A 22,769-nucleotide genomic window follows, 5' to 3' on the forward strand; every position below is an offset into this window, starting at 1 on the left:
CACTGTTGCGTCCTGGTTACCGTCTGACTAGCGGTTATCGGCGGTGGAAGGTTCAAGAAAGCGCTGCCAGAGCGCGGTGACGATATCGCGATGCGCACGGAATTCCTCACCATCGCTGAGTGCTTTCTGACCGGTGAGCGCCGCTCGGTGCGTAGCGCTGCGATAAGCCAGATAAGCCTCGCGAAGACGCTCTGCCTCTTCAGCTGGTAAGTGCCCACTCTCGGTCAGGCTCTCTAGAATGCGGATATTATCGCTGTAGGTAAGTAACGCAGGCGTTTGGTGAGCAAGCGCTAACACCGCGTATTGGCAGAGAAACTCGATATCCACCATACCGCCCGCATCGTGTTTGACGTTAAAGGTATTGCTGGTGGTTTTACTGCCCAGATGGTCGCGCATTTTCTGACGCATTTTGACCACCTCTTCGCGCAGTGCAGCTTTATCTCGCTCACCACCTAGAATATCGCCCCGTAACTGACTGAATTTCTCGGCCAGCGAATCGCTACCCGCCACCACCCGGGCGCGCACCAATGCCTGGTGCTCCCAGGTCCAGGCATTCTGACGCTGATACTCGGCAAAGGCTTTAAGCGATGTCACCAATAGTCCTGAATTACCCGAAGGCCGCAGGCGCATATCCACTTCATACAGCGTACCGTGGGCGTTACCGCGTGAGCAGGTGAATAATACGTTGTCCCAGACGGGTAAAAAACACTGGCGTATCAATGGGTCGTGGACCATCAGTTGTGCCTGACCACGCTATCGTGAAGGAAAACAAGATAAATCGGAGCTGTAGCCCAGCTCAATGCCGCCCAGTTTGCCGTAACCAACGATCAGAAAAGCCGCTTCCCGGCATTCAGCCCCTCAGGAACACCGTGCTTGCGGGTAATATGCTTCCACGCCATCGCCAACACGGCATCGAGAATGACTTCGGCGATATAGGTTAAGTAATCGCTTACTTTCATTAGATGCCGAGTACCCACGATATCCGACGCCGCTACGTGCAGGGTTTGAGCGTGTTTAAAAACGCGCAATGCCTCTAGCTGGGCCTCTTCATCATCCTCTGGCAAACGATTCAGCGTTTGGCGCAGCTCATCGGCAAGGCGCGCTTTATCGGCGGGGGTATACAGCGTTTCTGGCGTCAGCAGCTCGTCGAGCAGAATGGGATAACGCGACAGCTGTTCAGCTATCCAGGGCTCGCGGCGCACAAGCGCATCAGGTGTTCGAGCGCCTGGGGGTTTTCGCGCAGCAGCGCAAGGTAAGCTGTACGCCGCAGTACGGCCTCAATCAGCGGCTGTACCCGTTCAAGCGCGGTATCCGGTGCTTCATTGCCCGCCACCGCATCCAACAGCAGCGGCATTAACGCATCCAAGCGCTCGAAGCCAATCCGCTGCATGCTTTGCACTTGCCGAGAATGATAAAGGCTATGCAGCCGCTTCAAGGCTTTTTCTGGCTCGTTAAAACCCGCCTCGGCCAGGTACGCGCTGGCCTCCTGCACTTCTAACTCGCCGCGCCAAATAAGCCGCCACTGAGCCAAGCCAAGCTGGCTATCATCGTTGGCCTCATCGACATCCTCTTCGGGGTCGGCAATCACGGCATCAAAGTGTTGGCGCACCCGCTCGCGCACTTCGTCAAGCTGGGCTATCAACCCCGGCCAATCTTCATGCCCCATGGCGAAGGCTACCCGTTCACGATCAGCATCATCGCTGGGCAAGGTCTGTGTCTGACGGTCTTCCAGTGCTTGGAGAGCGTGTTCGACATCGCGCAGAAAAGCATAATCAGGCAGCAGCTCATCGACCACTTCCTGCGGCAACAGGCCCAGCTCGGGCAAACGATTGAGCGCCGTTTTTAGCGATGTCACCTGCAGCTCCGTATCGCGGCCGCCGCGAATCAGTTGGAACGCCTGCACGACGAACTCAACCTCACGAATGCCGCCGGAGCCAAGTTTGATATTGCTCTGCATGCCTTTGCGCTTCACTTCGCGGTTGATCATCGCTTTCAGTTCACGCAGCGACTCAATGGCGCCAAAATCCAGGTATTTGCGATACACAAAGGGGCGCAGCCCGGCCAACAGCTCATCGCCCGCGTCCAGATCCCCCGCGACCGGGCGCGCCTTGAGCATGGCGTAACGCTCCCATTCGCGGCCTTGATCCTGGTAGTAGCTAGAGAGCATGGCAAAACAGCCCACCAGCGGCCCGCCGTCGCCCAAAGGCCGCAAGCGCATATCGACACGGAAGGCGAAGCCATCGGCGGTCATGGCATCCAGGGCGGCAATCAGCTTTTGCCCCAGCTTGGTAAAGTATTCCTGGTGCTCTAACGGTTTGCGCCCACCTTGCGTCTCACCTTTTTCAGGGAAGGCAAAGATCAGATCGATATCGGAAGAGAGGTTCAGCTCCCCAGCACCTAGTTTGCCCATACCCAGAATCACCAGACGCTGGGGCGTGCCGTCTTTACGTGGGGCAGGTAAGCCCCAACGCGGCGCGTAAAAACGTTCAAGCCAGGTTAATGCCGCTTCCAAGCATATTTCGGCAAGCTCAGACACCGCCGTGGCGGTACTCCACATGCTATGGCCAGAGGCACGGTTAAGGTCACGCCAGATAATCCCCAGCATACGCTTGCGACGAAAACGGCGGATTACCCGCTGCATCGCCTCTTCGTCTTCGGCACTCTCAAGTGACTCACTCAGCCAGCTAGCCAGCTCATCTCGACCTGGGTTTACGTCCAACTCACCGGCAATATCCAACTCGGCCAACCACTGGGGGTAGCGAACCAAGGTATCCAGCGCGAAGGTCGAGATGGTCAATACTTTAGCAAGCGCCTCGCGACGCTGTTCCGAAAGCCCTTGCCAATTACTGGAAGGCAATTCCTGCTTGGTCATCTCGGCGACATTATCAGCTTGAGCAAGCGCCTCGCGTAGCCGCTTCCAGGCGGATTGGGTGGCGGTATGTAACGACGCTGGCAGCGTCGACAACGGTAAGAAATCGTCGTTCACTTGCATAACTACCTCGCTGACAGCGCGTCAAAAACGTTCGCTTTCAATTACCTGCTTAGCTAAAGAATTTTTCCCAGCCCAATAGCCCCCAGGTAAGCCCGGCCATGATCAGCGACAGCATCACCGCCGCCGAACCAATATCCTTGGCCCGCCCTGAAAGCTCATGGTGCTCGGTACCAATCCGATCCACCACGTTCTCAATCGCACTATTAAGCAGCTCCACTATCAGTACAAAAAACAGACTACCCACTAGCAGTAGCCAACTGATAGGTCCTTCACCGATCCACCAGGCAAGCGGCAGCAGTACTACCGTAATGCCGACCTCTTGACGGAAAGCCGCCTCGTTTCTGAACGCCGCTTTCAGGCCTTTCCACGAATAGCGTGTGGAGTGAACCAAATGTGTTAAACCGGTATGCCCAGGTTTCATGCAGATCGCCTCACCTTGTGAGCGTAGAGTTTGTTCAATTCGCTAACATCATTGCTTCTAGATCCTGTGACAACGGATCCAGCACTTCAGTCCAGCTTAAATAAGGCGTACTGCCGTTACCATTGACCATGACACTAAACACCCCCCAGCGCCCTTGCGCAGTGCGAAAATAGCCCGCCGCGGCGCGTACTGCAAAAGGTTGGTTAAGCGTGCCGGTTTTGATCATGACATTGTTTTGAAACGTGGAGGAACCTCGCCGAATGAAGCGCATTACCCCGTTAGCGGGTGACTGAAAGGCCGCCACAAAGCTGGGAAACAGGCTACTTTGACGAAACATGTCCTCCAGCATTACGTTAACGCCCTGGGCCGATGTGCGGTTTTCAGTGGTCAGTCCGCTACCACTATACAATGTTAACGGCCCGTGCCCGGGCAGGCTGTGGGCGTAAGTTTCAATCGCCTGGCCCGCCTGGCGTAGCTGTGCCTGGGGTGTCTCGACGAGATCCAGCGCCAGCACATCGGCCATATAGTTATTGGAGTAGTTCATGATGCGCAGCAATAGCTCTTGCAGTGGCTGGCTGTCCACCGCCGCCAGACGCTGGGCGCTGCTAGGCGGCTGAGACGAGCTAACGCGCCACGCTTCGCGCACCTGTATACCCGCCTGGTTCAACATGCCCATTAGGACTTGCGCGGTTGTTTCGGCGGCATCCCCTGCGCCACGGTAGACATCGCGTGCAGTGGCATTGGTGGAGATCTGCCCCGTCAAGCGCATCACGTCGCCACGCTCATCGGTAATTCGTTCAGCGCTAATCTCAGTACCGCTATTGGCGGGGCGGGTGATTACTTGGTTATCAATGGTGATCAGCGACGTCTGGCTATCGCATAGCCCCACTTGGGCGGGCTCACCCGCGTTCGTCGCTGGTGCGACATTAACGCACCAGCTACCAAAGTTAACGCCAGCTGAGGAGAGCGGCGCGCTATAGGCATTGGCAACCCGAGTCAGGGCATTACAGCGATCCGTGGTAATACAGTCCACTGACCCAAAGCGCCACTGGCTGACCACCAGCGCCCCCTCTACCTCACGCACCCCGGCTAAGTGCAAACGCTGCACCAAGCGCCAAAGGTTCTCAGTGGTTAGGCCCGGGTCCCCGCCGCCCTCAAACACCAAGTCACCGCGTAACACCCCATTTTCAATGCTAGCGGAGCTGACCAGTTGGCTGGTAAAGCGGTGCTGGGGGCCAAAACGGTTTAGCGCCGCCGCCGACAAGTAGGCTTTAGTGACCGAAGCGGGCGACAGCTGTCGATCCGGGGTGATGCTGCCCAACAACGCATTAGCGCCTGCATCGGCATCCAAAAGGCGTGCTTCCGCGCTAATCGAAAAGCCTTTGCTCTGCAGTTGGCCCAGGCGATTGAAATCGGCGAACAGACTGGTGCTGGCACACAGCGCCAATGTGGCTACACCTGTCACCAGCGACCAGCGCTGCATGCGCTTAACAGCAAAAAAACACCCCATTACAGCTCCTCAATGCACATTCATTTTTGAAAACATTTGCAGCATGACCACGCCTGCTACTATCAAACTAATTCCTATCACCGCCGGCAAATCAGGCTTTTCACCGAATACCACTATGCCAACCAAGGTGACCAGCACAATACCCAGGCCTGCCCAAATCGCATAGGCAACCCCTACCGGCAGCGTGCGCAGCACCAGGCTGAGCAAATAAAAAGCTAACCCGTAACCCACTACCACCACCACGCTGGGTAGCGGGCGCGTGAAGCCCATGGAGGCTTTTAAGGCGCTCGTGGCGATCACTTCGGCCACAATCGCCAACACCAAATAGACAAACGTCATGTTCGCTCCAACTCAACGCATAAACGCCACAGAACCTGGCCACTCTGAGCATACTTAGCTTCGAAAGGGGTTAAATAGTCCCCTTTAGGCGCAATTTCAGTCACCGCTGCCTGTTTGCCGGTTACCTGTGCCACTGCCAAAGCAAACTCTTCAACGTAGAGGGACCAGTTGGAGCGCAACTCAAGATACCCGCCAAGCGCCAACAGTGTGGGTAAAACCGCATGGCCATGCCAGCGCATTTTTAGGTGCCCCGCCTTGGGATAAGGGTTCGGATAAAGGAGAAAGTGATACTCTGGCGCCCAGCCAGCCTGATAGGCCAAGCGCCAAAAGTCGACCAGATCCGCTCTTACCAGCAGCGCATTGTCAGGCAACTGGCCGTGGTCGCGCCCCAAACGATCCTCGCTGCGATCCACGCCGATTACCGCATGGGCAGGGAACTGCACCGCCAGTTGGCGGGTCGATATCCCCACGCCACAGCCCGAATCTAGTATCAACGGTGCCTGACGGCCCACGAACCACTCTGCCGCCAGGGCGAAACTGCGCTGCGTGTGTTCGGCGATTGGTTTACGTAGCGGATGCGTTAACGCTCGGCTCACTCGTCGGGCGAGATCCTGATGTGGGCCTGGCTGATTAGAAACCACTGGTCGAGAAGTATGCTGCATGCCATTACTCGGCTGAAAAGCGTGATTCTATCAGTCTCGAACGCTTGCGGCATGACGCCGTTGCTCAGCCGGTGCTATGATCACGCATAACGTGCTTCTTAGCGTACTTATTAAGCGCATGGTACTAGGCATCATATACCGAGTACTTTTGCCGATAATTGTTATTACCACCACCGCACCACGAGGAACCCGGCTTGTCACACTTACCGGTGATTGTCGGCATGGGCGGCATCAATCCCGCTGGCAGAACCTCTGGCCATCAGGCCTTCCGCCGCACCGTGCTTGATGCCCTTCCTGCTGACCAGCAACGCCAGACACTGGAAGGCTTGGCCGCGCTTATGCGTCTAGTCGAGCACTCCGAAGAGGGGTGGCACGATAGTCAAGGTCAGCCCGTAGAGGCCCCAGCGCAGTCGCTGCGCGATCAGGTGCTGAACCACACCCTGATCCGACGCAACGAAGACCCTCGCTTTCTCGACCCTGGCATGCCGTCAAACCGGCAAGCCAGCATGCAGTTGGCCGAGCCGCTACGCTTTACCCTGCGCCGCCGCCAGTTACCCGAACACCTGCCGGAGGATTGGCAGGTGCGCGACATTGATGTCCGCGAGGTAGAGGTGAGCGTACCTGCAGGGGTGTTAGAGGTACTGCTTCCCGACGCGCAGTTACCCAAGGTACGCGCGGCGGCCCAGCTACCCAGCGGCTTTAACCCCGCAAACCTCTACCGCAGCGTGCACCACCCCCGCGGGCTATCGCTGGCGGTATTTGGTGCCAGCGACTGCCTGGGCGCCAGCGGTCTCTCTTGGGAGACGCTGCGCCAACAGTTAAATCCGGATCATATTGCCGTGTACGCCGGGAACTCCATTGGACAGCTAGACGATCAAGGCTGGGGCGGCTTACTGAAAAGCCTGGTGAGTGGTCAACGCGCCACCTCCAAGCAGATGCCTCTGGGCTATGGTCAGATGCCCGCCGACTTTTTGAATGCCTATGTACTGGGTAGCGTAGGTGGCACAGGCGCAGCGTTAGGCGCCTGTGCCAGCTTTCTCTATAACCTGCGCCTGGGTATTGATGACATTCGCGCCGGACGCCGTCGTGTGGTGATGGTGGGTACTGCAGACGCACCCATCACCCCGGAAATCATCGAGGGTTTCCGGGCCATGGGTGCGCTAGCTGACGACGCTGGTCTGAAAGCCCTGGATGCTCTGGAGCTGCTCACCGACAGCGATTATCAGCGCGCCTGCCGTCCGTTTGCGCGCAACTGTGGCTTTACCATGGCGGAAGCCAGCCAGTTCGTGCTACTGATGGACGATGCCCTAGCGTTGGAAGTCGGCGCGGATATTCTCGGTGCGGTGCCTGATGTGTTCGTTAATGCCGATGGTTACAAGCGCTCGATTTCGGCGCCGGGCATCGGCAACTACATCACCCTCGGCAAAGCGACTGCGTTGGTGCGCGATATGCTGGGCGAAAAATCCCTTAAAGAGCGCAGCTTTTTGCACGCTCACGGCACCAGCACACCCAAAAACCGCATTACCGAATCCCATGTGTTCGACGAAATTGCCCGCGCCAACGGCATTAGCGACTGGCCCGTAGTGGCGATTAAAGCCTTTATTGGCCACTCACAAGGCTCCGCGGCGGGCGACCAGTTGGCGAGCGCACTGGGTAGTTTTGCCCACGACTTGCTGCCGGGCATTCCCACGCTGGATACGGTGGCTGACGATGTCTATGCTGAGCGGCTGCGCTTTTCTCAAACGGCACAAACTTTTCGCGCGGACGCTGCTTTTATTAACGCCAAGGGCTTCGGCGGCAACAACGCCACCGGCGTGGTGCTTTCACCTGCGGTGACCGAACGCCTGCTGACGCAGCGCCACGGCGCGGCGGCGGTGAACGCCTGGAAAACCCGTCGCGAAACCACCCGCGAAGCAGCAGCGGCCTACTTGGCCCAGGCAGACCGTGGCCACTACGCTCCACGCTATCAGTTTGGTGAAGCGGTGCTGGAGGGCCCAGAGCTGGATATTCACGCTGACCGGATTCATATCCCCGGTTACGACCACGCCGTCTCCTTAACCAGCGATAACCCGTTTGGCTGCCTGGACGAGGAGAGCGAGGAATGACCACGCGCAAACTGAATATCGCCGTCTACCCCGGCACCTTCGACCCTATCACCAATGGCCATTTTGACCTGATCGAGCGCGGCGCACGGATGTTCGACAAAGTGGTCATCGCGGTGGCGGCAAGCCCTGGCAAAAGCCCCCACCTCGACTTGGAAACGCGCATGAGCTTAGTGAAAGCGGTCTGCGCGCCGCTGCCCAACGTTGAGGTGATCGGCTTCTCGACCCTGCTCACAACCATGATGCACGAACAGGGTGCGACAATCATTCTGCGCGGCCTGCGCGCGGTCTCTGACTTTGAGTACGAGCTGCAGTTGGCCAATATGAACCGCGCACAAAACCCGGAGCTGGAGAGCGTGTTTTTAACCCCCGCGGTACAAAATTCGTATATCTCTTCAACCATCGTGCGCGAAATTGCCAAGCTTGGCGGCGATATTTCCCCCCTGGTGCATCCTCAGGTCGCCGAAGCGCTGCGTAACCACTACACTAGCTAGCCAACGCCATTGTTGAGTAAAACACTCAGGTATCTATACGCTACCTGGGTGTTAATGCCATCTGCGAGGTATGCCCATGGCCCTGATGATTACCGACGAGTGCATTAACTGCGACGTCTGCGAACCCGAGTGCCCCAATGATGCGATCTCCCCCGGTGAGGAGATCTACGTCATCGACCCTAACCTATGCACCGAATGCGTCGGTCACTATGACGAACCTCAATGCCAACAGGTCTGCCCGGTGGACTGCATTCCGCTTGACCCTGAACGCCACGAAAGCCAAGAACAGTTGATGAAGAAGTACCGCATCATCACTGCCGCCTAAGCCGAATGCGGATTTGGGCCCTTGCTTGGCCAATCATCCTCTCCAATATCACCGTCCCGCTGCTCGGGTTGGTGGATACCGCTGTGGTCGGGCACTTGCCCGACTCCCGCTACTTAGCCGGCGTTACCCTCGGCGCCACACTGTTTAGCTTCCTCTATTGGGGGTTTGGCTTTTTGCGCATGGGTACTACGGGGCTAGTCGCCCAAGCCATGGGGCGCGAGAGCGATACAGACGTGCGCAACCTGCTGGGGCAGTCGCTGATCATGGCGCTGGTGATTGGTAGCCTGCTGATTGTGTTTGCCTCGCCGCTGATTACGCTCGGTTTATGGCTGTTAGATGGTAGTGAGGTAGCGACTGATTTAGCGCGAGAATACGCCCATATACGCCTCTGGTCTGCACCGGCGGTGCTCGCCAACTACGCCATTCTGGGCTGGTTTTTGGGCCAACAGAACTCCCGCGTCACGCTGATGATTTTGCTGCTCACCAACAGCGTTAATATCGTGCTGGATTTATGGTTTGTAGTAGGCCTGGGGATGACCAGCAACGGCGTGGCCTGGGCGAGCGTAATCGCTGACTACAGTGCCCTAGCGTTTGGCAGCTACCTGGTGCTACGCCAGCTAACCCGACTGGATGGCCATTTTTTGCGCGAGCGTCTGCTGGCACTCGCAGCTTACACAGCCCTGTTTAACGTCAACGCCAACCTATTTGTGCGCACTCTCGGCCTGCTGTTTGCCATGGCGTTCTTTACCGCCCAGGGTGCTCGTCAAGGCGACACAGTGCTTGCTGCCAACGCTGTGCTGCTACAATTTATCATGCTCACCAGCTACGCCCTGGACGGCTTTGCCCACGCTGCCGAATCACTGATTGGGCGCGCCTATGGCCGTCAGGATTGGCAGGAATTTGCCGCCACTGTGCGCGCCGCCGCGCGATTTTCATTATGGACGGCTGGCGCTGCCGCCCTGCTGTTCGCGCTGGGTGGCAATGCGCTTATTGCGCTGCTCACTGGCCTTGAAGAGGTGCGTGCAACTGCGGCGCAGTACTTGCCCTGGATGGTCGTCATGCCGCTGATTGCGGTATGGAGCTACCTCCTTGATGGGGTGTTTATTGGCACCACTGCGGTACGTGAAATGCGTAACAGTATCTTTATTGGCCTAGCCGCCTATCTGCCCATTTGGTGGTTAACCCAGGGATTGGGCAATCATGGGCTCTGGCTGGCGTTTATGCTGTTCACGCTGGTGCGCTCGGCGGTGCTGATCGCCTACTACTATTTTCACTACCATCGCCCCTACCGGTTAAACCATTATCGTTAAAACAGGCGCAATTAACCTCGACTACGCTAACGTAAGATTAAGCGGGCAGCTTCAACGTGAAAATTTCCGTACTCACCCGTATATTAGCTATGCCGTTACACTTCCAAGACCTTGCTTAGCCACTTCCTAATAATGAATAAAGAGAGCATCCCATGCTTAAAATGATCTCAAAACCGGCGGTAAAGCTGGTGGAGCGCTATCTCCCCGACCCGTATATTTTCGTACTATTGCTGACGTTAATTGCCTCGGCCGCCGCAATCGCCATTGAGCGGCAAACACCGCTGGCAGTACTACGCTTCTGGGGCGATGGCTTCTGGGGCTTGCTGACGTTCTCTATGCAAATGCTGCTGGTACTGGTCACCGGTTTTATGCTGGCAAGCTCACCACCAGTAAAACGCATTCTGCAGAAAATAGCCGGTACTGCTAAATCCCCTGGCGGTGCAATCATCCTAGTGACGCAGGTCTCATTGGCGGCCAGCTGGATTAACTGGGGGTTTGGCCTTGTGGTCGGCGCGCTATTTGCCAAAGAACTGGCCCGATTGATCCGCGTTGACTATCGGCTATTAGTGGCCAGTGCTTACTCAGGCTTTGTGGTGTGGCACGGCGGTTTGGCAGGCTCAATACCGCTAACCATCGCTACCGAAGGGCATTTTTCCGCCGATCAAATTGGAGTGATTGGTACCGGCTCTACGATTTTCGCCTTCTTCAACCTCGCTATTGTGGCCTGCCTATTTATTGCCATCCCACTGGTAAACCGCATGATGCTGCCGGATGAGAAGGATAGCGTCTATGTCGACCCAAATGTTCTGAATGAAGAGCCCGAGCCGGTTGGCCGCATTACTCGTCCTGCTGAACGCCTGGAAAATAGCTTTACCCTCGCCCTGCTGGTCGGTGTGCCGGGGCTGCTGTTCTTGCTTGATCACTTCCTGCTAAGGGGTGGCGGCTTAAACCTTAACGTCGTTAACTTTATGTTTCTGTTCCTAGCCATTGTGTTGCACCGCACGCCACGCAATCTGCTCAATAGCCTGCACGAAGCTATTAAAGGCGGCGCAGGGATTGTCATCCAATTCCCATTTTATGCTGGCATCATGGCCATTATGGTGCAGTCCGGGCTAGCAGAGAGCATGTCCGAGTGGCTGGTCTCCTTTGCCACCACCAATACACTGCCGTTCTGGTCGTTTATCAGCGCGGGTATTGTCAACCTATTCGTCCCTTCCGGCGGCGGCCAGTGGGCAGTTCAGGCACCGGTGATGCTACCGGCTGCTCAGGCCTTAGGAGCTGATATTCCGCGGGTTGCCATGGCGGTGGCTTGGGGCGATGCCTGGACTAACCTGCTACAGCCCTTCTGGGCACTCCCGGTGCTCGCCATTGCGGGCCTAAAGGCGAAAGATATTATGGGCTTCTGCCTGATTCAGCTTTTTATCACCGGCATTATTATTTCCGTCGGTCTGGTATGGTTTTAAACAACCGCCAATGACTGCCCGTCGCTCCGTTTGCCCAGCATATGAGTAACGGGCAGCCGTTATTGGTCTCACGTAGGAGCAGGAGCACCGAATGACAGACGCCGAAATCAGCGCTAACGCTGCCCTGCCTGGGCAGCATGAACTCTCCATGACCGTATTGATGACGCCCGATATGGCGAATTTCAGCGGCAAAGTCCATGGTGGTGCAATTCTTAAAAAGCTCGATGAAGTCGCTTTTGCTTGCGCCAGCCGCTATTCGGGCCACTATGTCGTGACGCTGTCAGTGGATCAGGTGTTGTTTAAGCAGCCGATTCATGTCGGTGAGCTGGTCACCTTTCTGGCCAGCGTTAATCATGTTGGTCGCTCGTCGATGGAAGTGGGCATCAAGGTCGTGGCTGAAGATATTCGTAATAAGCTGATCCGTCATACCAACAGTTGCTACCTCACCATGGTAGCAGTGGACGCTGATGGTAAACCCGCTAGCGTACCGCCGCTCAAGTTGGCCACACCGCTCCAGGAACTGCGTTTTGAAAAGGCGGCACTGCGCAAAAAATTACGCAAACAGGCAGAAAAAGAGGAACTGCTGACCCAGCAGCATTACCAGTCCCAGGCCCATTAAAGACCCAACGACAAGGAGTTCGTATGCCCGCCAGGGAACGCTATCCACACCTGCCTAAAGCGGTTGAATACGCCCATATTGGTTGGGATTTTTTTATCCTGACGCTAGTGGTGATTAATCTATCGCTACTGCTGTTTGATTCGCTGTTTCTGCTTGACCCTATTAACCAGGGCATCGCCAACCTCGCCCCCGGTTTTCACACCTTCTACGATGACGTGATTCATAGCCGTTTTATCACCATCGACCTGGTATTTGTCAGCTTTTTTATCGCCGACGTACTGCTGGGCTGGTCAATCGCGATTGCCGAGCGGCGCTACCACCGCTGGTTTTTCTACCCCTTCGTGCACTGGTACGATGTGCTGGGCTGCATTCCCCTCGCGGGCTTCCGACTACTGCGTATTTTACGCGTTGTATCGTTAATCAATCGGCTGCATCGCCTCGGCCTTATTGATGTTACCCACTGGTACATCTATCAATTTGTGGCCAAGTATTACGACATTCTGCTTGAGGAGCTTTCCGACCGCATCGCCCTGCGTCTATTGGGCAATGTACAGCAGCAGATACGCGCCAGCGATTCGCTGACCGAGCGCGTGATTGAACGTGTGATCATGCCCCGCAAAGCTCAGCTGATTCATGAGATCGCTCAGCGGCTGGAGAGCACTATCGGCAAAGCCTACCAGCACAACCGCCAATCCATTATGGCGGCAATCAGTGATTTAGTTAGCCGCACGCTACGGGAAAGCCCCGAGATTCAGCGCCTTAATCGCCTACCCATGGGGCAGCAGGCCACCAGCGCGATGGAAGCATCACTCAGCGGCGTTGCTCAACGGCTAGTCGATGAGCTGCTGCTAGGCATTCATTCGGATGAGTTTAGGCAGTTAGTGGAGCGCACCGCCGACAGCGGCTTCGACACCTGGCTGACGGTTGACGAAGGCAGCAATCGGGTCACCGAGCAGGTGCTGTACGACGTCCTCGAAATGCTTAAAGACCAGGTGCGCCACCAGGGCTGGAAAGACCGCTACGAGTAATTCACAAAGTGACAGGGGCTAATGGGCGCTCGGTTAAACAGGCGGCGACGATACTCAATGCCTGAATCAGTTCACTGCGATCCGCCGCGGCCCCAACACATAGCCGAATCGCTTGGGGCGCTGGCGTGCTCCCGACACAAAAGGGCTCTGCGCTGCTGACCTTAACGCCCCGCTGCAGTAGCCGTTCACACAGCTCTACGGCCCGGCTCCCCTCTGGCAGCGCAAGCCATACATTGCTGCTGTGCGAACGCCCGCTTAAGGAAAAATCTTTTAGCCATTCGGCAGCCAACTGCTGACGCTCCGCGAGCTCCTGAGTTTGCCAGGTAAGTAATTTTTCCGCCGCGGGCTGATTAATCCAATGGCAAACCACATCGACCATTAGCGGTGGCACCATCCAACTCTGAGCGCGAAGGCCTGTCGCTAACCGCTCGTGCAAGCTTTTAGGCGCACGCAGTACGCCAATTCGTAGCCCACCCGCCAGCACTTTAGCGGTACTAAACACAAACAGCGTGCGCTCCGGCGCAAGCCTGTAAAGGGGTGTACCGCGCTGCTCAGCGGGTAGATACTGCACGCCATCTTCAATCAGCCAGATATCGTAGCGCCGTGCCAACGTTACCAGTCGCTCGCGGCGCGATTCGCTTAAACACGCGCCGGTGGGGTTGTTCTGTTCCGGCGTTAGATAAATCGCTCTAGGTGGCTGCCGGGCACACTGCGCCTCAAGCAGATCCATGCGCATCCCTTCACTGTCTTGACCAATGCCTACCAACTTTAGATGCCCCTGCTGCGCAGCGCTGATGGCACCGGGATAGGTCAAGGCATCAGCGGCCAACAGCTCGCCCGGCCTTAGCAAGGTGCTGAGCGCCAAACTAAGGCCATGCTGCCCACCCTGGGTAATGAGCAGCTCATCGGCCATCAGCGGCATACCCAAAGTATTTAACCAGCGAGCGAGTACTTCACGATGCTCATGACGCCCCTGGGCCTGTTGGTAAGTAACACCACGTGCTAATGCTGCCCCGGATTGACTTAAAGCGACCAGCGCTTCGCTCAACAGCGTCTGCCGCAACGGGTGGGGCGGTGGCAGGCTAAGGCTTAAATCGATCACACCGGCCGTTTCGTCAGCGGGAAACGTCAGGCTAAAAGCATTGTTTTGGTCTTGGCTCTTCACATAGGTGCCGCTACCCACCCGTGCCGACACCCAGCCATTGCGTTCAGCCTCAGCGTACCCCCGGGTTACCGTGCCAATGGTCACACCTAGCGCATCCGCCAAGCGGCGCTGGGGCGGCAATCGCTCCCCTGGCAGTAGTGTTCCCGCCTGGATAGCGGCTTCAATGGCACTGGCAATAGCGCGGTAACGTGAACCAGAAAATTCAGCTAGCGAAGGCACCCACATTGTCATGGTGACAATAAAACCTTTGACGTCAATTTAAACCCCATTATGCTAGCAAAAGCGGCAACAAAACAATCCTTATCACCAAATTGTATGGATACAATAAATGAATAGCGAATGGGTAATCCTCGGTCCGGCCGCGCTCTATATGATGTCGATGACGCTTACCCCAGGGCCGAACAACGTTATGCTTACCGCCTCTGGCGCTAACTTCGGCTTTAGGCGTACGCTGCCGCATATGTGGGGGATTTTAGGCGGCTGCTTTTTGTTGTTTGCAGGTATAGCACTGGGCTTGGGCGTGCTGTTTGAACGCTACCCGGCGATTCAAACGGCACTGCGCTGGATAGGCAGCGCGTATTTGCTCTATTTGGCTTGGAAAATTGCCAGCGCCCCGCCGCCCAATCTTAAGGCGCAGACCCATAGCGTACCCTTTACATTTTGGCAGGCAGCGGCGTTTCAGTTTGCCAATCCTAAAGCGTGGGTAATGGGGCTGGCGCTGATGGCGGTTTTCTGCCCGAAAGCGGTCAGCCGATAGTCAACGCGCTAGTGCTGGCGGGCTTTGCTGAACTAGTGGGACTACCGTGCATCGCTTTGTGGGCCGCCTTTGGCACGGCGATTGGGCAGTGGATCAAAACGGAGGCCGCGTGGCGGGCGTTCAATATCACCATGGGGGCATTGACCGCCGCCTGCGTCGTGCTGATTTTAGGTTAGCCTGAAAACGAGCTGTGCTCGGCTACCGTTAGCCGCAGCGCAGCGCTTCAATGCCGTCTTGATCATCAAGATGGATATTTAAGCGATCCGGACGGTGATCCATGGTGGCCATACTACCAGGGCGCAGCACGCGTACTTGCCGAGCGCCGCTATCGCTTTGTAACTGCGCAACGTTAGCCTCGTCGAAGGGCTCACCGATAGCGGATTGGATAGCGTCTAGATCACAGCTGGCAGCCTGCTCACCACTGGAACCGTTCGGCGCTACCGTTGGCGGCGGTGGCGCTGCGTCTACGTCGTCGTTGGCAGGGGAAATCGGCATTTGGGAACTAACGCAGGCCGTTAACAACAGTGCACAAGCGCTAACAGCAGCGAACTTAGCCAGAGTAATACGGGGTTTCATCCTTGAATCTCCAAAAATAGGGGCATGGAAACCGGTTATAAAAACCAACGGGCCGGGCGTTAGCCTAGCCCGTAGGATACCACTTGCTTTAAAACACAGTCTTACTTAATTATTCAGCGGCATCTTGGACGGCTTTACCGCCCTCTTGCACATCCTGACCAGCGCCAGAGATGGTGTTACAACGTTAGAACACCCGCTGTCATCAGCAGCATAAAGCTCATGGCCAATAATTTTTTCATTTTCCGTTCTCCTTAACGAGTCATTCAACATCGGGAAACTCCACTGGCAACGTCATTTGCCTCTTGGGAGTTTTTTCAGGGTAACAGCGTTTTGGCAATCGCGCTCGCTTTCCCTACGTCGCTTCGAGGCGACTATACTAGCAATTACCTAAACCCTTGCCCGGAGCCTATCCTTTGATCAAATTCGAGCTGGATGAACGCCTTGCCGCCGACACCTTCCCCATCGCAGACCTTCCGCTAAGCCGCGTGCTATTAATGAATGACGCACGCTATCCCTGGGTGATTCTAGTACCGCGCCACGCCTCTATTAGCGAAGTATTTGAGCTTCCTGCTGACGACCAGCAGCAGCTGTGGCGGGAAGCCACTCAGCTAGGTGAAGCAATGAAAACAGCGCTTGAGGGGGACAAAATCAATATTGCCTCGCTAGGCAATGTGGTTAGCCAACTGCATGTACACGTTGTGCTTAGACGGCACAGCGATGCGACCTGGCCGGCACCGGTATGGGGCAATGGCAGCCCCGAACCCTACGACCTGGATGGCCAGGCGCAGTTACGGGATCAGTTACTGGCACTTATCGACGGGCTTGATATATAGACGACTTTTACCCCGTTAATGGGTGGCCTTGACGAGCAGGTGGCTCATTGAGGAGCGGCCCACTGGCAGGCTGTGCGACGCCCGCAACACTAAGCGAAATCCCTATTACTACTATCAGCGCACCACCGGCCAAGGCCACCCAGCCGGTGGCTTTTTGTACGCTGCGCTGGCTGTACTGCTGCTTGGATAAGCGCCGCTGCGCCCAGCCACGGGCAAAAATGCTCGCCAGGGCAAGCGCTGATACGGTTATCCCAGTGCCGATCGACATGGCCACTACCGATGCTACCCCCACCTCAAACTGACCCAGCAAGCTGGCTGCCCCCAGCATTAATACCGCCCCACTACAGGGGCGCATACCAATGGCGCCGACCGTCATCATCGCCGTACGCCAATCTAACGCCTGATGCGGTTCAATATGGTGAGCACCACCGCAACAGTGGCTGTGGTCATGACCATGGCTATGTTCGTGGTTTGGATTATGTTCATGGTCTTGATTATGTTCATGGCCTGGGCTGTGCGAATGAGCCGCTCGCTCCGGCTGATAGGCTCGCCGCAACTGCTTGACGGCCCGCCAGCATAGCCACGCCCCTAACGCCGCCACCAGCAGAAAACTAGCCTGCTCTACCCAGGCAACGCTACCCATGGCCTGCCGGGTTATCCAGCCTAGGCCGTAAACCAGCACAACGACCAGCGCAATGGCGGTCACGCCTTGCAGTAAGGAGGCAGCAAAAGAGAGCCCCAAGGCGCGCTTTACCGCACCGCCGTGGGAGGCTAAGTAGGTCGCCAAGACGGCTTTACCGTGCCCCGGCCCGGCGGCATGAAAGACGCCATAAGCGAAGCTAATGCCTAGCAGGCTCACCCAGGTCGCCATGGTGGGGGTGCGCGACAGTTCGGTAATCGCCAGCGTTAGCGAACGGTGCAGATCACGCTGCCAACCAAGTAGCTGATAGCTCACGCTCTGAAACCCGCCTTGCCAAACGATGAGCACTGCTGCGGCTAGCAGAAGACCCAGCATTAACCCTAATTGACGTGTAAAGGGCCGTGTTAAAAACATTTAACCGCTCCACCGAAAAAGTTGTTATAAAGTAACAAGACCATAAAATAGCACGGCTCTGCCTGTTTTTCGAACAGCGCCTAGCGACAATCAACTTGGCCGGTTTCGGCAAAATAGCGCCCCAAGCCGGGCTCACCACTCTCATCTTTATCGAGCAGCGCCGCTTGCATCACCAACTCAGGGTCGGGATCAGCGGGGAGAATAGACAACTCACAGACAGGCTCACCGTGAAGTATCAGTGCATCATCCCGTGGCTGGCCACCCTCCTCCTCGTGCACCACTTCGATGTAGTAGGTGGGGTCAAACACTTGGTAGCTAAGCATGGCATCTGTCAGCGGTTGGGGCGCTTCCAGCGGCAGGATAAACATAAAGGTAAGCCGCCCATCCCGCTCCATGGCGGTATATTCGCTTACCTCACCCAACGCCTGGCGTTCACCATTAATACTCACTTCGGTTAAATAGTGCTGCGCGGCGAGATTATCGCGAATCTCTTTGCCAAGCTGATCCAGCCCCTCCTCTAGACTGGCGTTTTTCCACCTGCTGTAGTTCTTCAAAAACGACCAGGCTGTAGAAGGGATCCATCCGCCAGGTTTGATGCAGGCCACTCACCATGCCTTGATCATCGGTGATGACCCGCACACTCAGGTCGATCCAGCCGTGAGGGTGGGCACGGGCATCGGGGCTGACCACAAAGCTACTCATACCCAAGCAAACGGCTACTGCGGTACCCGCCCACTTCATGGCGCGACACCTAATTTTATGTTGCAAGGCGACAAGCCAAGGGTCGAGCAAATAGGGCGGCAAGGGCTGACTTCCCTTCAGCGCCGAAACACGTACGCGGCTGCCCCTGCCCTCTTCGCTTACCTGCAGTTGCAGGCGATACTCCGGCCAGCGGCAAGGGATGCCTCGGCACGCCCCAACGACAGATCCGCATGGCGTACCACATAGCCCTGCTCCACCATCAATTCCACGGCTTCGCGGAAGGTTTCCTCTGAAGAGGTAGCGTAAACCAGTTCACGGGGTTCCAAAGGCGTTGTCGTCGCGCAGCCAACCAATCCCCCCAGTAGCCCGATTAACAACCAGTGGCGCATTTTCATAACGGCCTCCCGGTCGCAGGGGCGGTTTGCGTAAAACTGGTTTGAAAGCGCTGACAGAAATCGTCGTTGCTGGCACTGTAGGATTCACGCAGATCACCCCAGTGATCGAAGCGGCGAATATCTCGGGATATACGTATATGCGCGTCATCCACCAGTAGCGACACACGCTCCACCTCCACCGGCTGCTGGCCCACGCCACCGCCATAACCAATCCCCCCGATGCCAAAACCGACACCGGAACCACCGTGCCCTATGCCCACACCACCAAACAGGCGCATTCCACGCCCATAGCTGTAGGCATCATCGTAAGGATCATAATAGCCGTGCAGTGGCCGTTCGCGGCTGGCGCTGATCAAGCCCAGGGAAGTATCGGTAGAGTTCAGGGTAAACCCCCACTCGGTGAGCACCTCAACGCTGGTTTCCAGCGCCTGCTCATGGATGGCGGGGAAATAGCACGAAGCCGCTGGCGCTGGTTCCGCTTGGGCAGACGGTCAGGAACCACTTGGCAGCCAGCAAGTACCAGCAGACAGGTTAAGCTTATGGGTATCGACTTCATATTAGTCCCTCTAAATGGGCGAGGCCGCTGGTTTGGCGCAGGCTAGCGCGCTAAGCTCGCCAAAGGTGGTCATACTTAACTGACATTGTAGGGTAATGAAGACACCGTATTGAAGACACCGTTTTGCGGAGATCGTGCTAATGAATGTTTTGCTTTGCCCCGACAGCTTCAAAGATGCACTAAGCGCCCAAGACGCCGCAACTGCCATGGCGCGGGGCGTGCAGCGCGCTGCACCTGAGGCGCATGTTCAAGTCTGCCCTTTAGCGGACGGCGGCGAAGGCAGTCTAGACGCACTCATCGCTGCTACTGGTGCCGAGCGGCGCCAACTAAACGTTCAAGATGCCCTGGGTCGCCCTCGTCAAGCAGCCTGGGGATGGCTGAGCGACCAGCGTACCGCGTTTATTGAGCTGGCTGAAGCCAGCGGATTACAGCACTTAGCGGCCGACGAGCGTAATGCGCTACACACCTCTACCTTTGGGGTGGGTGAACTACTGCTGGCGGCACTGGATCAAGGCGCAGAAAAAGCGCTGTTGCTGCTTGGCGGCAGCGCCACCAATGACGGCGGCGCCGGTATGCTGCAGGCACTGGGCGCGCGCTTTTTAGATCAGAGCGGCGAACCGCTTCCCCCCGGCGGCGCGCGCTTAACCAATTGGCTAGCTTAGAACTCGATGGACTAGACCCGCGGTTAGCCAAGTTTAGCCTGGAAGCCGCCGTTGATGTGGACAACCCGCTGCTAGGCGAACGTGGTGCCAGCGCGGTATTTGGCCCGCAAAAAGGTGCATCACCTGAAGAGGTCGAGCAGTTGGATCGTGCGCTTGGTCACTTCGCCGATATCAGCGCTCATGCATTAGGCGATGATTATCGAACGCTACCGGGTGCAGGGGCCGCGGGCGGCATGGGGTTTGCGGCCAAGGCTTTTTTAAATGCCACACTAAAGCCCGGCATTGAGATGATTATGCAGCAGGCCGACATGGCTTCGCTGTTGGCCCGTGCCGACCTGGTGATTACCGGCGAAGGCCGTTTGGATGGGCAGAGCCTGGCGGGAAAAACGCCCATTGGCGTTTCCCGTGCCGCCAAACGTCTCCACAAACCCGTCATCGTGCTGGCGGGCAGCCTAGGCGATGGTTGGCAAGCCTGTTTTGATGAAGGCGTCACCGCCGCTTTCGCGTTAGCCGATGGCCCCATGGCGTTAGCTGACGCACTAGCGCGCACCGCTGAGCTACTGGAAGTGCGCTGTGAAAGCCTGCTTCGGCTGTGGGTACACAGACCTTGAAATGTATGTAGACCTTGAAAAAAGCTCTCGCCGCCAGCATCTATTAAATCAGCAAAGGGTAACGAAAGTGGCTTAATGTCGAAGCACCAATGGCAAAGCGCTAATTTCAAAGATCTAATGCCAAAGTTCTATGGCAGCGATGCAAAAAACTTGTTTTGCATCGCTACAGTTACACCCTATTCTGAAAGCACGCATCAACCGCCGCCTACTGTGGCATAAACACTGCGGCATAAAGAGGAAGCAGGATATGACTGACACCAACAGCATTGGCCTACACGAAGGTAGCGCTAGTCAACTCGCCGAAAAGCTCAACCACCTGCTGGCCAACTACCAAATTTTCTATATGAACGTACGCGGCTACCACTGGAATGTTCGCGGTAGCGACTTTTTCGAGCTGCACGCCAAGTTTGAAGAGTTCTACACCGACCTGCTGACCAAAGTGGACGAGGTTGCCGAGCGCATCCTGACCCTGGGTCACAAGCCGGTACACGCCTACAGCGACTACGTAACGCTGTCGCGCATTCAGGAAGATAAAGACGTTCACGATGGCACCACCTGCGTCAAAGGCGTGCTCAAAGGGTACCAAACGATCATTGAGCTGCAGCGTGAGCTGCTGGCGCTTGCCTCTGACGCCGACGATGAAGGTACCGCGGCGCAAGCCGGTGACTACATTCGCGAGCAGGAAAAAACCATCTGGATGCTCAACGCCTATTTAAGCAAGTAAGCGTCATCTTTTGATGTAAGAACGGCACCGTCGTGAACTGCACCCCAAAAGTTGGACGCTCATCCAACGATTGGGGTGTTTTTCATGACGAAACATAATGAAGCGTTCAAGTTACTAGTAGTGCAACGCTACGCAGAAGGACAGCAGGGTTACAAGAGTCTGGCCAGACAGTACGGTCTTGGCCCTACAACCGTCAGGCGTTGGGTTAAACACTTTGAACAGCATGGTCTAAGTGGCTTGCAGAAAAAGTTCACCCACTACAGCGCTGAGTTCAAATTAGCGGTGTTGCAACAGATGAGGCAAGAGGAGCTATCAGCCTTACAAGCGACGACTCTGTTCGATATTCGAGGTGGTACGAGCGTCGTACGGCAGTGGGAAAGCCAGTATCATGAAGGAGGCTTCCAAGCGTTGGAGCCTAAAGCCCGAGGACGTCCGACGAAGATGCCTACAACAGAGCCCCCAAAGCCCCCACTTCCACTGACGGATAAGAGCTCGCTGGAGCAGCTGCTCCAAGAGAATGAGTACTTGCGTGCTGAGGTGGCCTACCTAAAAAAGTTGAGGGCCTTGCGTCAGGCAAAAGAACAAGCCGCGCAGAAAAAGCGCAGATAGTCCTTGAGCTGAAGCAAGGCCACCCTTTGGCGGTGCTGCTAAAAGTAGCAGAATTGTCGCGTAGTACGTTCTATTATCAGGCAAGGGCTCAGCAGTTGGAAGATCGGCATGCTGGTCTGAAGCGACGCATTCACGTCCTCTACGAGCATCACAAAGGCCGCTACGGTTATCGCCGAATCACAGCAGCGTTGCGTCAGTCGGGCGAGCAGGTCAACCATAAGACAGTCCAGCGCCTAATGCAGCATCTAGGCTTGAAGTCGCTGGTACGCCCGAAGAAATACCGCTCCTATCGTGGACAACAGGCCAGTGTTCCCAATCTTCTTGCCCGCCAGTTTCATGCTGAACGACCCAACCAAAAGTGGGTAACCGACGTCACGGAGTTTAATATCCGAGGCGAAAAGCTGTACTTGTCGCCTGTGATGGATCTCTACAACGGGGAAATCGTGTCCTACTCAATGCAGAAACAGCCGCAGTACTCGCTGGTAGGGGGATGCTCAAGAAAGCCTTGGCTAAGTTGGCCGACCAAGACGCGCCTTTACTGCATTCTGATCAAGGCTGGCAATATCAGATGTCAGCTTACCGGCGTAAGCTCAGCGAGCATGGCGTGATTCAGAGCATGTCACGTAAAGGCAATTGCCTGGATAATGCCGCAATGGAGAGCTTCTTTGGTACGCTGAAGTCAGAATATTTTTACCTGAACCGCTTTGACACCATTGAGCAATTACAGGCGGGCATTCGGCACTATATCCATTACTACAATCACGAGCGGATTAAGACCAAATTAAAAGGCCTGAGTCCGGTGCAGTACCGAAATCAGGCCTTGGCTGCTTAGTTTTTCACTGTCCAAGTTTATGGGGTCA

Annotated in this window: 21 protein-coding genes and 5 pseudogenes; 12 read left to right on the forward strand and 14 right to left on the reverse strand. The window is 56.2% G+C overall.

The genetic code is table 11. The features are described 5' to 3' along the window. Positions 1–27: 27 nt before the first annotated feature. The 8 genes and pseudogenes from FDY98_RS28435 to trmB all read right to left on the reverse strand — a co-directional run bounded on the left by FDY98_RS28435 (position 28) and on the right by trmB (position 5,924). On the reverse strand, positions 28–408 hold the full coding sequence (locus tag FDY98_RS28435; RefSeq protein ID WP_340147107.1) for a hypothetical protein: 381 nt from the start codon (positions 406–408) through the stop codon (positions 28–30). A 126-nt stretch (positions 409–534) separates the two neighbouring features. Further along, a pseudogene (locus FDY98_RS28440) lies at positions 535–831 on the reverse strand (bifunctional [glutamate--ammonia ligase]-adenylyl-L-tyrosine phosphorylase/[glutamate--ammonia-ligase] adenylyltransferase); the annotation flags it as partial. Next, a complete protein-coding gene (locus FDY98_RS28445; RefSeq protein ID WP_340147011.1) occupies positions 828–1,202 on the reverse strand; it encodes a hypothetical protein in 375 nt (124 codons plus the stop codon). The gene FDY98_RS28445 and the pseudogene FDY98_RS28440, both read right to left, overlap by 4 nt. Beyond that, entirely contained in the window at positions 1,181–2,992 is a 1,812-nt protein-coding gene (glnE, locus tag FDY98_RS28450) for a bifunctional [glutamate--ammonia ligase]-adenylyl-L-tyrosine phosphorylase/[glutamate--ammonia-ligase] adenylyltransferase (RefSeq protein WP_340147012.1), read from the reverse strand. Before glnE ends, FDY98_RS28445 begins: the two co-directional genes overlap by 22 nt. Positions 2,993–3,041: 49 nt before the next feature. After that, complete coding sequence (locus FDY98_RS17120) at positions 3,042–3,413, reverse strand: diacylglycerol kinase (RefSeq protein ID WP_022522083.1); 372 nt, start codon at positions 3,411–3,413, stop codon at positions 3,042–3,044. A 34-nt stretch (positions 3,414–3,447) separates the two neighbouring features. Continuing rightward, positions 3,448–4,923 (reverse strand): D-alanyl-D-alanine carboxypeptidase/D-alanyl-D-alanine endopeptidase, encoded by a 1,476-nt coding sequence (gene dacB / locus FDY98_RS17125; RefSeq protein WP_027958632.1) that lies wholly within the window; start codon positions 4,921–4,923, stop codon positions 3,448–3,450. Between the two features lie 9 nt (positions 4,924–4,932). Further along, entirely contained in the window at positions 4,933–5,262 is a 330-nt protein-coding gene (locus FDY98_RS17130; protein WP_022522081.1) for a DMT family transporter, read from the reverse strand. Next, positions 5,259–5,924 (reverse strand): tRNA (guanine(46)-N(7))-methyltransferase TrmB, encoded by a 666-nt coding sequence (gene trmB / locus FDY98_RS17135; protein WP_009287456.1) that lies wholly within the window; start codon positions 5,922–5,924, stop codon positions 5,259–5,261. The genes FDY98_RS17130 and trmB overlap by 4 nt, the downstream gene beginning before the upstream one ends. Positions 5,925–6,145: 221 nt before the next feature. Between trmB and FDY98_RS17140 the strand changes: the two genes are divergently transcribed. The 7 genes from FDY98_RS17140 to FDY98_RS17170 all read left to right on the forward strand — a co-directional run bounded on the left by FDY98_RS17140 (position 6,146) and on the right by FDY98_RS17170 (position 13,265). Continuing rightward, complete coding sequence (locus tag FDY98_RS17140; protein ID WP_035538294.1) at positions 6,146–8,029, forward strand: beta-ketoacyl synthase; 1,884 nt, start codon at positions 6,146–6,148, stop codon at positions 8,027–8,029. Beyond that, positions 8,026–8,520, forward strand: coding sequence for a pantetheine-phosphate adenylyltransferase (gene coaD / locus FDY98_RS17145; protein WP_027958630.1), 495 nt, complete (start codon positions 8,026–8,028; stop codon positions 8,518–8,520). The genes FDY98_RS17140 and coaD overlap by 4 nt, the downstream gene beginning before the upstream one ends. A gap of 76 nt (positions 8,521–8,596) precedes the next feature. Continuing rightward, positions 8,597–8,845, forward strand: coding sequence for a YfhL family 4Fe-4S dicluster ferredoxin (locus FDY98_RS17150; RefSeq protein WP_008957577.1), 249 nt, complete (start codon positions 8,597–8,599; stop codon positions 8,843–8,845). Between the two features lie 5 nt (positions 8,846–8,850). Then, on the forward strand, positions 8,851–10,155 hold the full coding sequence (locus tag FDY98_RS17155; protein ID WP_027958629.1) for an MATE family efflux transporter: 1,305 nt from the start codon (positions 8,851–8,853) through the stop codon (positions 10,153–10,155). A gap of 152 nt (positions 10,156–10,307) precedes the next feature. After that, positions 10,308–11,618, forward strand: a complete 1,311-nt coding sequence (locus FDY98_RS17160; protein WP_027958628.1) for a short-chain fatty acid transporter — start codon at positions 10,308–10,310, stop codon at positions 11,616–11,618. 91 nt (positions 11,619–11,709) lie between these two features. After that, positions 11,710–12,237: an acyl-CoA thioesterase gene (locus FDY98_RS17165; protein WP_009287460.1), complete on the forward strand. Its 528-nt coding sequence runs from the start codon at positions 11,710–11,712 to the stop codon at positions 12,235–12,237. Between the two features lie 23 nt (positions 12,238–12,260). Beyond that, positions 12,261–13,265, forward strand: coding sequence for a hypothetical protein (locus FDY98_RS17170; protein ID WP_009287461.1), 1,005 nt, complete (start codon positions 12,261–12,263; stop codon positions 13,263–13,265). A gap of 1 nt (position 13,266) precedes the next feature. Here FDY98_RS17170 and FDY98_RS17175 read toward each other — a convergent pair whose 3' ends face one another. Beyond that, complete coding sequence (locus tag FDY98_RS17175; protein WP_009287462.1) at positions 13,267–14,661, reverse strand: aminotransferase-like domain-containing protein; 1,395 nt, start codon at positions 14,659–14,661, stop codon at positions 13,267–13,269. A 97-nt stretch (positions 14,662–14,758) separates the two neighbouring features. Here FDY98_RS17175 and FDY98_RS17180 point away from each other — a divergent pair. Further along, positions 14,759–15,363 (forward strand): annotated as a pseudogene (locus tag FDY98_RS17180) (LysE family translocator). A gap of 28 nt (positions 15,364–15,391) precedes the next feature. Here the strand turns inward: FDY98_RS17180 and FDY98_RS17185 are convergent. Further along, positions 15,392–15,763: an I78 family peptidase inhibitor gene (locus FDY98_RS17185; protein ID WP_027958627.1), complete on the reverse strand. Its 372-nt coding sequence runs from the start codon at positions 15,761–15,763 to the stop codon at positions 15,392–15,394. A gap of 413 nt (positions 15,764–16,176) precedes the next feature. On the opposite strand from FDY98_RS17185, the gene FDY98_RS17195 reads away from it, so the two are divergent. Next, positions 16,177–16,596: an HIT domain-containing protein gene (locus FDY98_RS17195; protein WP_027958625.1), complete on the forward strand. Its 420-nt coding sequence runs from the start codon at positions 16,177–16,179 to the stop codon at positions 16,594–16,596. 7 nt (positions 16,597–16,603) lie between these two features. On the opposite strand, the gene FDY98_RS17200 is transcribed toward FDY98_RS17195, so the two are convergent. From FDY98_RS17200 to FDY98_RS17215, 4 genes and pseudogenes are all read right to left on the reverse strand, one after another. After that, positions 16,604–17,650: a nickel/cobalt transporter gene (locus FDY98_RS17200; protein WP_155706007.1), complete on the reverse strand. Its 1,047-nt coding sequence runs from the start codon at positions 17,648–17,650 to the stop codon at positions 16,604–16,606. 80 nt (positions 17,651–17,730) lie between these two features. Beyond that, a pseudogene (locus tag FDY98_RS17205) lies at positions 17,731–18,391 on the reverse strand (DUF1007 family protein). A gap of 119 nt (positions 18,392–18,510) precedes the next feature. Continuing rightward, on the reverse strand, positions 18,511–18,747 hold the full coding sequence (locus FDY98_RS17210; RefSeq protein ID WP_340147013.1) for a hypothetical protein: 237 nt from the start codon (positions 18,745–18,747) through the stop codon (positions 18,511–18,513). After that, positions 18,744–19,154 carry a hypothetical protein gene (locus FDY98_RS17215; RefSeq protein ID WP_155706008.1) on the reverse strand — a complete coding sequence of 137 codons (411 nt, stop codon included), beginning with the start codon at positions 19,152–19,154 and terminating at the stop codon, positions 18,744–18,746. Before FDY98_RS17215 ends, FDY98_RS17210 begins: the two co-directional genes overlap by 4 nt. 355 nt (positions 19,155–19,509) lie before the next feature. Here FDY98_RS17215 and FDY98_RS17220 point away from each other — a divergent pair. The 3 genes and pseudogenes from FDY98_RS17220 to FDY98_RS17230 all read left to right on the forward strand — a co-directional run bounded on the left by FDY98_RS17220 (position 19,510) and on the right by FDY98_RS17230 (position 22,741). Further along, a pseudogene (locus FDY98_RS17220) lies at positions 19,510–20,576 on the forward strand (glycerate kinase family protein). Positions 20,577–20,823: 247 nt separating this feature from the next. Continuing rightward, positions 20,824–21,300: a Dps family protein gene (locus tag FDY98_RS17225; protein WP_027958621.1), complete on the forward strand. Its 477-nt coding sequence runs from the start codon at positions 20,824–20,826 to the stop codon at positions 21,298–21,300. Between the two features lie 84 nt (positions 21,301–21,384). Further along, positions 21,385–22,741 (forward strand): annotated as a pseudogene (locus FDY98_RS17230) (IS3 family transposase). Positions 22,742–22,769 lie beyond the last annotated feature (28 nt).

The sequence above is a fragment of the Halomonas sp. PA16-9 genome, assembly GCF_009728585.1.
In the GTDB taxonomy this organism is placed as follows: Bacteria; Pseudomonadota; Gammaproteobacteria; order Pseudomonadales; family Halomonadaceae; genus Vreelandella; species Vreelandella titanicae.

Bases quoted from the DNA above. Each gene is read 5' to 3' on its own strand.
- FDY98_RS17210 (WP_340147013.1), bottom strand. From the start codon at position 18,747: ATGAAAATGCGCCACTGGTTGTTAATCGGGCTACTGGGGGGATTGGTT.
- FDY98_RS17150 (WP_008957577.1), top strand. From the start codon at position 8,597: ATGGCCCTGATGATTACCGACGAGTGCATTAACTGCGACGTCTGCGAA.
- FDY98_RS17120 (WP_022522083.1), bottom strand. From the start codon at position 3,413: ATGAAACCTGGGCATACCGGTTTAACACATTTGGTTCACTCCACACGC.
- FDY98_RS17170 (WP_009287461.1), top strand. From the start codon at position 12,261: ATGCCCGCCAGGGAACGCTATCCACACCTGCCTAAAGCGGTTGAATAC.
- glnE (WP_340147012.1), bottom strand. From the start codon at position 2,992: ATGCAAGTGAACGACGATTTCTTACCGTTGTCGACGCTGCCAGCGTCG.
- FDY98_RS17140 (WP_035538294.1), top strand. From the start codon at position 6,146: ATGGGCGGCATCAATCCCGCTGGCAGAACCTCTGGCCATCAGGCCTTC.
- FDY98_RS17185 (WP_027958627.1), bottom strand. From the start codon at position 15,763: ATGAAACCCCGTATTACTCTGGCTAAGTTCGCTGCTGTTAGCGCTTGT.
- FDY98_RS17165 (WP_009287460.1), top strand. From the start codon at position 11,710: ATGACAGACGCCGAAATCAGCGCTAACGCTGCCCTGCCTGGGCAGCAT.
- FDY98_RS17160 (WP_027958628.1), top strand. From the start codon at position 10,308: ATGCTTAAAATGATCTCAAAACCGGCGGTAAAGCTGGTGGAGCGCTAT.
- FDY98_RS17200 (WP_155706007.1), bottom strand. From the start codon at position 17,650: ATGTTTTTAACACGGCCCTTTACACGTCAATTAGGGTTAATGCTGGGT.
- FDY98_RS28435 (WP_340147107.1), bottom strand. From the start codon at position 408: ATGCGTCAGAAAATGCGCGACCATCTGGGCAGTAAAACCACCAGCAAT.
- coaD (WP_027958630.1), top strand. From the start codon at position 8,026: ATGACCACGCGCAAACTGAATATCGCCGTCTACCCCGGCACCTTCGAC.
- FDY98_RS17175 (WP_009287462.1), bottom strand. From the start codon at position 14,661: ATGACAATGTGGGTGCCTTCGCTAGCTGAATTTTCTGGTTCACGTTAC.
- FDY98_RS17225 (WP_027958621.1), top strand. From the start codon at position 20,824: ATGACTGACACCAACAGCATTGGCCTACACGAAGGTAGCGCTAGTCAA.
- trmB (WP_009287456.1), bottom strand. From the start codon at position 5,924: ATGCAGCATACTTCTCGACCAGTGGTTTCTAATCAGCCAGGCCCACAT.
- FDY98_RS17130 (WP_022522081.1), bottom strand. From the start codon at position 5,262: ATGACGTTTGTCTATTTGGTGTTGGCGATTGTGGCCGAAGTGATCGCC.
- FDY98_RS17155 (WP_027958629.1), top strand. From the start codon at position 8,851: ATGCGGATTTGGGCCCTTGCTTGGCCAATCATCCTCTCCAATATCACC.
- dacB (WP_027958632.1), bottom strand. From the start codon at position 4,923: ATGGGGTGTTTTTTTGCTGTTAAGCGCATGCAGCGCTGGTCGCTGGTG.